General features: G+C 68.8%; 8 protein-coding genes. 3 read left to right on the plus strand and 5 right to left on the minus strand.

Annotation, left to right across the window (positions count from 1 at the left end; translation table 11 throughout):
- Nucleotides 1–84: 84 nt before the first annotated feature.
- Complete coding sequence (locus tag QM019_RS11800; protein ID WP_345961032.1) at nt 85–2961, minus strand: FAD-binding and (Fe-S)-binding domain-containing protein; 2877 nt, start codon at nt 2959–2961, stop codon at nt 85–87.
- A gap of 185 nt (nt 2962–3146) precedes the next feature.
- On the opposite strand from QM019_RS11800, the gene QM019_RS11805 reads away from it, so the two are divergent.
- Nucleotides 3147–3737, plus strand: coding sequence for a VOC family protein (locus QM019_RS11805; RefSeq protein WP_282853155.1), 591 nt, complete (start codon nt 3147–3149; stop codon nt 3735–3737).
- 27 nt (nt 3738–3764) lie between these two features.
- On the opposite strand, the gene QM019_RS11810 is transcribed toward QM019_RS11805, so the two are convergent.
- The 3 genes from QM019_RS11810 to QM019_RS11820 form a co-directional block, all read right to left on the minus strand.
- Nucleotides 3765–4001 (minus strand): hypothetical protein, encoded by a 237-nt coding sequence (locus QM019_RS11810; RefSeq protein WP_282853157.1) that lies wholly within the window; start codon nt 3999–4001, stop codon nt 3765–3767.
- Between the two features lie 103 nt (nt 4002–4104).
- Nucleotides 4105–5430, minus strand: coding sequence for a DNA methyltransferase (locus QM019_RS11815; protein ID WP_282853158.1), 1326 nt, complete (start codon nt 5428–5430; stop codon nt 4105–4107).
- Nucleotides 5427–7784, minus strand: coding sequence for an excinuclease ABC subunit UvrA (locus QM019_RS11820; protein ID WP_282853159.1), 2358 nt, complete (start codon nt 7782–7784; stop codon nt 5427–5429). The genes QM019_RS11815 and QM019_RS11820 overlap by 4 nt, the downstream gene beginning before the upstream one ends.
- A gap of 87 nt (nt 7785–7871) precedes the next feature.
- Between QM019_RS11820 and thrC the strand changes: the two genes are divergently transcribed.
- Complete coding sequence (gene thrC / locus QM019_RS11825; RefSeq protein WP_282853160.1) at nt 7872–9305, plus strand: threonine synthase; 1434 nt, start codon at nt 7872–7874, stop codon at nt 9303–9305.
- A 77-nt stretch (nt 9306–9382) separates the two neighbouring features.
- Nucleotides 9383–9976: a hypothetical protein gene (locus QM019_RS11830; protein WP_282853162.1), complete on the plus strand. Its 594-nt coding sequence runs from the start codon at nt 9383–9385 to the stop codon at nt 9974–9976.
- A gap of 22 nt (nt 9977–9998) precedes the next feature.
- Here QM019_RS11830 and QM019_RS11835 read toward each other — a convergent pair whose 3' ends face one another.
- Entirely contained in the window at nt 9999–11246 is a 1248-nt protein-coding gene (locus QM019_RS11835; protein WP_241209097.1) for an MFS transporter, read from the minus strand.
- Between the last annotated feature and the right edge of the window lie 101 nt (nt 11247–11347).

Below are 11347 nucleotides of genomic sequence, written 5' to 3' on the forward strand. Positions count from 1 at the left end.
GTGCTTTGGTTAAAACCCCCCACCCGGGGGGGGGGGCGCTTTACAATCCCCCCCCCCACGCCCCGTTCACGTTTGGTCTACGGGTTAGAACCGCTGCGCGAGCAGAGTTGCGAGGTGCACGCCTTCCTTATCGGCAAGCTGCTCCGCCTGCGTGCGGCACGAGAACCCGTCGGCGAGGAAGACCGCGTCGTCGCTCGCCTGGCGCAGCGCCGGCAGCAGCGCGTTCTCGGCCACCGCAACCGAGACGTCGTAGTGGCCCTTCTCGAGACCGAAGTTGCCGGCGAGGCCGCAGCAACCCGCGAGCTGCGTGAGCTCGGCGCCGAGCGAGGTGAGCAGCTGGCGGTCGGGCGCGAAGCCCATCACCGAGTGCTGGTGGCAGTGTGGCTGCACGACGAGTTCGAGGCCGTCGAGGCGCGGCAGTTTGACCTCGGAGTCGGGCGTCACCGGCGAGCGGCCCATGAGCACCTCCGAGAGCGTGAACGTGTTCTCGGCGATGAGCTTCGCGCGCGGGTCGTCGGGAAACAGCTCGAGCAAGTCGCTGCGCAGCACCGCGGTGCAGCTCGGCTCGACGCCGACGATCGGCACGCCCGAGTCGACAATCGGGGCAAATTCGTCCATGAGCTGAGCCAGCCGCTTGCGGGCACCGTCGAGCTGTCCCGTCGAGATCCAGGTGAGGCCGCAACACACGGACTGTGCCGGCGTGACCACCTCGAGGCCGACGTGCTCGAGCACGCGCACGACGTCGTGATCGACGCCGGGTGCGAAGCCGTTCGAGAACGAGTCGGCCCACACGAGCACGCGATCAGTCTTGGTGCGGGCAGCGGTCACCCGCAGGGCGACGCCAGCCTTCTCGGCGCGACGACGGTCGGCCGCAAAGCTGCGGCGGGCGACCTTCGGGATGCGGCGGCGCGAGTCGACGCCGGCGACCGGCAGCAGCAGCTTGCGCAGCCAGTCCTGCCGCATCACGCCGTTGACGACCGGTGCGAACGGCACCATGAGCTTCTCCCACCGTGGCAGCTGCCCGAGCACGTAGTGGTTCATCGGGCGCAGCTTGCCCTTGTACTTGCGGTAGAGCGACTCCGACTTGTAGGCCGCTACGTCAACGCCCGCGGGGCAATCACTCGCGCAGGCCTTGCAGCTCAGGCAGAAGTCGAGCGAGTCGGCGAGCTCGTGCGAGCTGAAGCCACCCTTGATGAGGCCGCCGTTCGTGACTTCCTGGAGCACACGAGCCCGGCCGCGGGTCGAGTGCGTTTCGTCCTTCGTCGCCTGATAGCTCGGGCACATGAAGCCGCCCGCGGCCGAGTTGTCGGCGCGGCACTTGCCCATACCGACGCAGCGGTGCACGGCGCGGGTGAAGTCACCACCGTCCTCAGCCCACGAGAACCCACCGCGGATGCGCGGGGTCGGCAAAGCCTGCGGGCGCCGCAGGTCGGCGTCGAGCGCCGCGGGCTGCACGAGCACATCGGGGTTCAGCACGTTGCGGGGGTCGAACAGCGCCTTCACCTCGCCAAACGCAGCGATCGCCTCGTCGGAGTACATGAGCGGCAGCAGCTCGCTGCGGGCACGACCGTCGCCGTGCTCGCCCGATATCGAGCCGCCAAAGTCGGCGACGAGGCGTCCGGCGTCGAGCATGAAGCGGCGCATCGCGGCACCGTCGCGCTCGAGCGGGATCGACAGGCGCACGTGAATACAGCCGTCGCCGAAGTGGCCGTATGGCATGCCCTCGATGCCGTGCTGCTCGGTGAGCTTGTCGAACTCGCGCAGGTAGTCGCCGAGGCGCTCCGGCGGCACTGCAGCATCCTCAAAGCCGGGCCAGGCCTGCTCCCCCGCCGGCGTGCGGCTCGCGAGGCCCACACCGTCTTCGCGCACGCGCCAGATCGGGCGCGCCTTCGCCGGGTCGGCGATGACGTTCGACGAGATCGCCGCCGAGGCGCGGATGAGCTTGTTCGCGCGGTCGAGCGCGTCGGCCTCGTTCTCGCCGGGCATCTCGATGAGGAGCCAGCCGGCGCCCTCCGGCAGCGCCGAGACTGCCTCGGCCCCGTGGCTGCGCCGCACCGCGTCGACGAGGCGCGCATCCATGCCCTCGATCGCGCCTGGGCGCTGCTCGAGCAGGTTCGGGATGTCGTCGGCGGCCGCGTACATTGACGAGTAGCCGAGCGCGATGGTCACCGGCGCCGACGGCACATCGACGAGGCGCACGGTGGTGCCAAGCGTGACGCCGAGCGTGCCCTCGGAGCCGACGAGGAACTGCGCGAGGTTGTGCCCGCGTTCAGGCAGTAGTGCCTCGAGCGCGTAACCCGACACCTGGCGGCCGAAGCGGCCGAACTCGGTGCGGATCAGCGCGAGGTGACGCGTCGTGAGCTCCTGCAGGCCCGGCACGACACTGAGGTCGTCGGCCGCGGTGAAGCGGCGTCCCTGGCCATCGACGACGTCGAGGTTGATGACGTTATCGGCGGTGCGGCCGAAGCGCAGCGAGTGCGAGCCGCAGGCGTTGTTGCCGATCATGCCGCCGACGGTGCAGCGCGTCCAGGTCGAGGGGTCGGGCCCGAAGCGCAGGCCGTGCGGCTTCGCGGCGTCCTGCAGCTGAGCGACGATGACGCCCGGGTCGATGCGCGCGATCTTCTCGACGGGGTCGATCTCGTGAATGCGGTTGAAGTAGCGCGAGGTGTCGACGACGATGCCGGGGCCTATCGCGTTGCCGGCGATGGAGGTGCCCGCGCCGCGCAGGTGCAGCGGCGTGCTCGTGGCGCGCGACACGTCGGCGATCGCGACGAGGTCGTCGGCCGACCGCGGGAAGGTGACGACCTTCGGCACGATGCGGTAGTTCGAGGCGTCGGTCGAATACTCGCCGCGACGCAGCGTCGACGAGTCGACATCGCCCTCAATCGCGTCGCGCAACATGCCCGCCAGTTCACGGGCTTCGTCGTGCTGAGTGCTCGTCAGGGTGTCGCCGACCGTCACGTGGAACCTTTCTTCCGCACCGCCACCGCGGCCTGGGGACGCCGCGCAGAAAGCTTGTCTTCGATCGTACCGGCTTCCACGCAGCCGACTTTCGGATGCGATTTTTACACTGACGCTGCGGGCGCCGGAGCCCGCGCGCAACCGCTCGTGCGCCACCCGAGCACACCCGACCACCAGGAGCGAGCATGACCACGAACGAGTCCCAGCAAACCCCCGACGACGACGCCCTGAGCGCCGCTCTCGCGCACTCCGATCAAGTCCGTAACGAGCACCACAGCGGCGGGCAGCTGGATGCGCCTGCCGCGGGCACGACGAACGCCGACGACTCGGCAGCCGAAGCGGCCACAACCGCCGAACGCCGCGACGCCCCAGCCGAGGAGTGGAGCACGGGCCGCCCCGTCCACTTCGAGATTCACGCCGCCGACCCGAAGCGCGCCGCCGAGTTTTACTCGGCCGCGTTCGGATGGAAACTTGAGGACTGGAGCGAGTACGCCGGCATGCCCTACTTCGGTGCCACGACCGGCGTCGGCAACGGCATCGACGGCGCGATCATGCAGCGCGAGGGTGAGAACCCGCCCGCGGGCGGCCCCGTCGCCGGCGCCGTGATCACGATCGGCGTCGCCGACTTCGACGCGGCCGCCAATTCGATCCAGGCGGCAGGGGGCACCGTGGCACTGCCGAAGTACGCGCTGCCCGGCATGGCGTGGCAGGGCTACTTTGTCGACACCGAGAACAACGTCTTCGGCATCCACCAGGCTGACCCGAACGCCGACTAACCGCGCGGGGCCGCCCGGAGCGGGCGCTTAGGGTTCGTCGCGGTTGCGGCGGTTGCGGAGAAGAATGAGCGCCGTGCCCAGCACGAGGAGAGCAGCAACCACGCCCGCGGCGATCCCGAAGCCGCTCGCGCCGGTGACGGCGAGGGGCATGGCGGCGATCGGCGTGATGTCGGCCGCGTGGGCGACGCTCACGCCGGTAAGAATGAGGACGAGGCTCAGCATTGACGTCAGGACGCCGAAAACGACGTTCTTGATCTTGTGCATGGCATCTCCTCCCCGAGAAGCCGGCGGCAGCGCCGGGCCTTACCCACAACCCTAGGCGCAATCGGCAGCGAATTGTCGCGCTGACCCGAGATATTGACCAGCGTTACGCCGACGGCGTAGCCACGGTCGTGACCCCCGCGAGGTCGGTCACCTCGAGCGTGATGTCGGCGGGCTCAACGCCGTCAGGAACCGCGAGTTCGGTCGTGAGCCGGCCCCGAGCATCCCGCCACGCGCTCGCGAGGCGCAGGTCGCGATACCGCAGCGCCCAACCACCGACGCCGGCAAGGCCGTCGGCGCCGACGCGCGCCACCGCATCCGTCGGCCCGTTGCGAGCCGCGCGAAACGCCCCGAGCGCCGTGCCTTCGAAGGCCTCGAGGCGCACCGTCGCGCCAGCAAGGTTGGCGCGGATGCTCGCGTCGCCCCAGGATTCGCGGCCGACGAGATACGCGTGGCCGGCCCCGTCGAGCCGCGCCTGCGTCGTCGCGACCGCCTGCGCGTTGCTGTCGACGCTCACCCACGCTCGCCCGAGGCCCGCCGCCGCGAGCGCGGTCGTGCCCGAGCCGCCGAACGCGTCGACAACGAGGTCACCGCCGTCGGTGGTCCATCGCAGCAGCACCTCGAGCAGGCCGAGCGGCTTCTGTGTGGCATAGCCGGTGCGTTCGGCCGAGACGTTGAGCACGGGCCGGACGCTGACCGAATGCACGCCACCCTCACTCACAAGGTTGAAGGCGCCCTCTAGCACGTCGCGCAGCAGCGTGTCGACGTAGTGGCGACCCTCGTCGTCGATCTTGCTGCCGATGAACGGCCGCGCGAGGTATTGCCGCTCGGTGAGCGGACGAATGCGAAACGCGTCGCTGCGGCGGTAGAGCAGCAGATCGTCGTGTTTGCGCGGCACCGAGCGGGTGCGCGACGCACCGCCCGCGCGGTAGCTCCAAACGAGTGCGTTGACAAAGTTGTCGGCCCCAAACACCTCGTCGAGCACGACCCGCACCCAGTGCGACGCATGCCAGTCGACGTGCACGCACACCGCGCCGTCGGTGGCGAGCAGTTCGCGCACGAGCACGAGTCGCGCGGCGAGCACCCGCAGATAGTTGGGTGTGCCGCCGCCCCAGCGGTCGGAGTACGCGAGGTGTTCAAGCGAGACCGCCTCACCGTCGGTGAGCGAGGTCGTCACCCGCGAGCGATAGTCGGCCTTCGAATCGAATGGCGGGTCAAGGTAAACGAGCGCCGGCCGCCGCTCGCCCGCCTCAGCGTCGACGACGAGTTGTGCGAGCGCGCGCAGATTGTCGCCGAACACGAGTCGGCCGGGCACGGCGTGGGTGTGCGGCACGAGCGGCGCCTCGCCGGCGCGCGCCCGCTCGAGTGCGGCCAGCGCATCCGCCTCGGCCGCTCGCAGGAGGTCGGGCAGCCGACCGAGCACGCCGGTCACGCGCCGACGTAGGCGGCGAGGTGCTGCCCGGTCAGGGTGGAGCGGGCGGCGACGAGCTCGCGCGGCGTGCCCTCGAACACGATTTCGCCGCCCTCGTTGCCGCCGCCGGGGCCGAGGTCGATGATCCAGTCGGCGTGGGCCATGACGGCCTGGTGGTGCTCGATGACGATGACCGACTTACCGCCGTCGACGAGGCGATCGATAAGCCCGAGCAACTGCTCGACGTCGGCGAGGTGCAGGCCGGTGGTCGGCTCATCGAGTACGAAGATCGCGCCCTTCTCTGTCATCTCGTTCGCGAGCTTGAGCCGCTGTCGCTCGCCGCCCGAGAGCGTGGTGAGGGGCTGGCCGAGCGTGATGTAGCCGAGCCCGACATCGACGAGGCGCAGCAGAATCTTGTGCACGGCGGGGATACGCGCCTCGCCCTCGGCGAAGAACTCCACGGCCGCCGCGGCCGGCAACTCGAGCACCTCGGCGATGTCCTTGCCGCCGAGGGTGTACTGCAGCACCTCACCGTCGAAGCGGTGGCCCTGGCAGACCTCGCAGGTCGTCGTCACGCCCGAGGCGATCGCAAGGTCGGTGTAGATGACGCCCGCGCCCTTGCAGTTCGGGCAGGCGCCGTCAGAGTTCGGCGAAAACAGCGACGGCTTCACGCCGTTCGCCTTCGCGAAGGCCTTGCGGATGCCGTCGAGCATGCCCGTGTAGGTCGCGGGGTTGCTGCGGCGCGAGCCGCGGATCGCCGACTGGTCGACGAGGATCACGCGGTCGTCCTTGCCCACCACGTCGCCGAGCAGCGAGCTCTTGCCCGAGCCCGCGACACCCGTGATGGCGGTGAGCACGCCGAGCGGAATATCGACGTCGACGTTGTTCAGGTTGTGCGCGTTCGCGCCGCGCACCTCGATCGCCTCGGTCGCTACCCGCGTCGTCTCCTTGAGCTGGGTGCGGTCGTCGAGGTGCCTGCCGGTGAGGGTGTCGCTACGGCGAAGTTCGTCGACGGTGCCCTCGAACGTGATGTTGCCGCCCGCCGTACCCGGGCCGGGGCCGATGTCGACGACGTGATCGGCGATCTGGATCGTCTCGGGCTTGTGCTCGACCACGAGCACGGTGTTGCCCTTGTCACGCAGCTCGCGCAGCAGCTCGTTCATGCGCTCGATGTCGTGCGGGTGCAGGCCAACCGTCGGCTCGTCGAAAACATAGGTGACGTCGGTGAGCGAGGATCCGAGGTGGCGAATCATCTTCGTGCGCTGGGCCTCGCCACCCGAAAGCGTGCCGGAGGCACGGTCGAGCGAGAGGTAGCCGAGCCCGATGCGCACGAACGACTCGATCAGGTGCAGGAGCGAGCGCAGCAGCGGCGCGGCCTCGGGCGCATCCAGCTCGCGCACCCACGCCGCGAGTTCGGTGAGCTGCATCGCGCAGAGCTCGCCGATGTGTTTGCCCGCGATCTTCGACTGGCGCGCCGGCTGCGCGAGTCGCGTCCCGCCGCACTCGGGGCACGGCTGAAACGCGACCGCGCGGTCGACGAACGCGCGGATGTGCGGCTGCATCGACTCGCGGTCTTTCTGCAGGAACGACTTTTGGATGCTCGGCAGCAGCCCGTTGTACGTGATGTTGATGCCGTTGAACTTGATCTTCGTCGGTTCCTTGTCGAGGAAGTCGTGGCGCTCCTGCTCGGTGAAGTCCTTGATTTTCTTGTCGGGGTCGAAGAAACCCGAGTCAATGAACATCTTCACGTTCCAGCCATCCGCCGTGTAACCGGGAATGTTGAACGGCGCCTCGCGCAGCGACTTGTTCTTGTCGAAGAGCTCATCGAGGTCGAGGTCGCTCACCTGCCCCATGCCGTCGCAGCTTGGGCACATGCCGCCGAGCACCTCGAAGCGCCGTACTTCTTTTTTGCCACCCTGCACTGACACGGCGCCCTGGCCGGACGCCGATGCGACGTTGAACGAGTACGCCTGCGGCGAGCCGAGGTTTGGCTCGGCGAGGCGGGCATAGAGGATGCGTAGCAGCGCGTTCGCGTCGGTCACGGTGCCGACCGTCGAGCGCGAGTTCGCCCCCATCCGCTCCTGGTCGACGATGATGGCGGTCGTGAGCCCCTCAAGCAGATCGACCTCGGGGCGACCGAGCGACGGCATGAAGCCCTGCACGAACGCGCTGTAGGTCTCGTTGATCATGCGCTGCGACTCGGCGGCGATGGTGTCAAAGACAAGCGAGCTCTTGCCCGAGCCCGACACCCCGGTGAACACCGTGAGCCGTCGCTTCGGCAGGTCGACCGACACGTTCTTCAGGTTGTTCTCGCGCGCGCCGTGCACGCGAATGAGGTCGTGCTGGTCGGCGGGATGCGGCTGGGTCGCAGTCATGCGCCCAATCTTGCCACTGCGTGCGAGCCTGCTACCGAGCCCTGGCAGAATAGATACGACTAGTCGTCGAGGCAAAAGAGGACCCCAGTGCAGTTCGTATCCACGCGCGGCGGCATGCAGCCCGCATCCTTCAGCGACATTCTTCTCGAGGGGCTCGCGCCCGACGGCGGTCTCGTCGTTCCTCAGGAGATTCCGCAGGTGTCGAGCGAGCAGCTCGAATCGTGGCGCGGGCTGAGCTACCCCGAGCTCGCGGCCGAGGTCATCGGCCTGTTCTGGACCGACATTCCGCGCGAGGATCTCGACGCGATCTGCGCGCGGGCCTACGGCGAACAGTTCTCATCGATCGTGCCGATCACGAAGCTCGACGAGCAGCTCTCGCTCGTCGGCCTCTCGGAGGGCCCGACGCTCGCGTTCAAGGACATGGCGATGCAGTTCCTCGGCGAGGCGATCCCCTACGTGCTCGAGCAGCGCGGCGAGGCCCTGAACATCCTCGGTGCGACCTCGGGAGACACCGGCTCGGCTGCCGAGTACGCGTTCCGCTCGAAGCCGAACATCGGCGTCTTCATGCTCTCGCCCCAGGGCCGCATGAGCGAATTCCAGCGCGCGCAGATGTACTCACTGCAGGACGAGAACATTCACAACATCGCCGTCGAGGGCGTCTTCGACGACTGCCAAAACCTCGTCAAGGCGCTCAACGGCGACCTCGAGTTCAAGGCCGAGGTCAGCCTCGGCACCGTGAACTCGATCAACCTCGGCCGCGTCGCGGCGCAGGTCGTCTACTACTTCTGGGCCTGGCTGCGAGTCACTGACACCCTCGCCGAGAACGGCGCGGATGCGGCGAAGCTCGCTGGCTCGCAGGTCTCGTTCTCGGTGCCGTCGGGCAACTTTGGCAACATCTTCTCGGGGCACCTCGCGAAGCAGATGGGCGTACCCGTCTTCCTGCTCGTGCTCGCGACGAACGAGAACAACGTGCTCGACGAGTTCTTCCGCACCGGCATCTACGCGCCGCGCTCGCGCGCCGAGACCCTCGCGACCTCGAGCCCGTCGATGGACATCTCGAAGGCGTCGAACCTCGAGCGCTTTGTCTACATGCTGCTCGGCAGCGACCCCGACAAGCTTCGCGCCGCGTGGGAGGAGCTCGACGCCACGGGCACGCTCGACCTCTCGGCCGAACAGCCGCGCTTCATGCCCGAATTCGGCATCGTCGGTGGCATGAGCACGCACCTCGACCGCATCGCCGCGATCCGCGCGAGCTACGAGAAGTCGGGCTACATTCTCGACCCGCACACCGCCGACGGCGTCACCGTCGCGCGTGGCTTCCACGAGCCCGGCGTGCCCATGCTCGTGCTCGAGACCGCGAAGCCGCAGAAGTTTGCCGAAACGGTGCGTGAGGCGGTCGACCGAGACCCCGAGGTCTCTGAAGAACTCGCCGACCTGCTGCAGCGGCCACAGCGCACCGTGAGCATGCCTGACGACGCCGAGCAGCTGCGCGCATTCATTCGAGAGCACGCCGTCCGCTAGCTACCCGAGAAAGCGACGACGGCACCCGCCGGAAGCTGCTGCTCGGCCGAGGCAAGAAGGGTCGTGCCGGCCGGCGCGTGCTCTACGCGGTCGCCATCCTCGTTGGCATCGCCATCGCGGTGCTGCCGAACACCCGCTTCACGAGCTACACGGCGCTCGCGCTGCAGCAGGGGCAACTCTCCCTTGACAACTGGGACTCCGACTACCTCGACCACCTCATTCCGAAGCTCGAGGGCGAACTCGGACACAACCCCGTCGAGGCGGTCTACATCGGCTCCGCGGTCATCGGCGTGAACGCGCCGATCGGCGTCGACACGACCAACTCCGACAGCTGGACGATCCGCAACGGCGGGTTCGAGCACGACGGCCCGCACTCGGGCCAGCCGGAATCGAGTGCCGAGTTCTTCTCGCTCGACGACGTCAACTGGGCGGGCATCGAGCCGCTCGTCAAGCACGCCCTCGACGAGGCGAGGCCAAAAATCGGCGAGGTGACGGAGGACAACATCTCGGTCTCGGTCGACCGGGCAACCGACAACGATGTTGAATCCGATCAGTTCGGCAGGCCTGTCGGCGACGTTGAAATCCGCATCAGCCTGACCGGCGACTACTCGGGCGCCAGTTTTGTCTCTGACAGCGCCGCCGGGAAACTCGAGCTGATCTCGATCCACTGACCAGGGGCGAGTTCCACGGCGCCTAGCCAGCGGCCGGCCGCGCCGTCACCGTAAGCACGGCGAAGGGCACGAGCAGCGCGAGCGCAACGAGCGCCAGCACCGAGAAGCTCGTCACCGCCATGAGCGGGCCGGACGCGAAGGCCGCGACCGCGGCGCAGAGGTTCGCGAGCGCATCCGCCCCACCCTGCGCCTGCGCGCGGTGCGCATCCGCCACCACGCCGCTGAACAGCGCCGAGGCCGCGACGTTGACGAACGACCAGCCCACCCCGAGCAGCACGAGCGACACGACGACCCAGCTCGTGTCGCCGGGCCGCAACGCCCCGACAAGGCATGACGCGGCGAGCCCCACCACCCCGATGCCAATCGTGCCGCGGTGGCCGAGCCAGCCGACGCACCAGCCGACGACGGGCGCGAGCACGTACATCCCCGCGACGTGCAGCGAGATGGTGATGCCGATGATGGTGACCGAGTCGCCGAGGTGGGTGAGATGCACCGGCGTCATCGTCATCATCGCGACCATGACCGACTGGGCAACCAGGATCGCGACGAGTGCGTAGCGGGCCGGCGGGTTGCGCCGCATTTCGGCGAACGCCAGGCGAAGGCGCGAGCCGCCGGATGCGGTGGGCCGGGGCGGTGCCGGGGCGAGCGCTTGCAGCGTTCGCAGCGGGTCGGGCCGCAGCAGCAGCCAGACCACGACGCCGGCGGCGGCGAGACAGACAGCGGCGATGAGAAACGCGCCCGCGAACACCGTCAGCCCGAGCTGATCGCCGAGCCACTCCCCCGGCATACCAAGATTGGGGCCGAGCACCGAACCAAGGGTGCCCACCCAGACGACGAGCGCGAGCGATCGAGCTTTGGCGGATGCGGGGGCCAGGTCAGTCGCGGCGAAGCGAGACTGCAGGCCAGCGGCCGTGCCCGCACCGATGCCGAACAGCCCAAGAAAGAGCGGTACGACGAGCGAAAACTGTGCCGCCAGGACGAGCAGGCCAGCACCCGCGGCCGCGACGAACCAGCCCAGGGTCAGCGCGGTGCGGCGGCCCGCGCGGGCCGCGAGGTTGCCGAGGGGGAGGCCAAAGAGCGCGGCGCCGAGGGTGGTTGAACTGCGCGCGAGTCCCGCAATGGCCTCGTTCTCGGTCACCTCGTTCGCGAGCAGGATGCCCACCGAGGGCGCGGCGCCGACACCGATCATGCCGATCACCTGCACGGTGACGAGCACCCACATGGTGCGCCGCTGCACCGCGGCCGCGTCGAAGTTCTGCCCCAAGGTCACCCACTCACACTACTGGCGCCCTGGCGGGGTGCATGCCCCGCCAGGGCGCCAGTAGTGTGTGCCGCCCGAGTTAGCGCCGCGGGGGACGCCGCCCGCGCACG

This window comes from Gulosibacter sediminis, from assembly GCF_030011715.1.
Classification (GTDB): Bacteria; Actinomycetota; Actinomycetes; order Actinomycetales; family Microbacteriaceae; genus Gulosibacter; species Gulosibacter sediminis.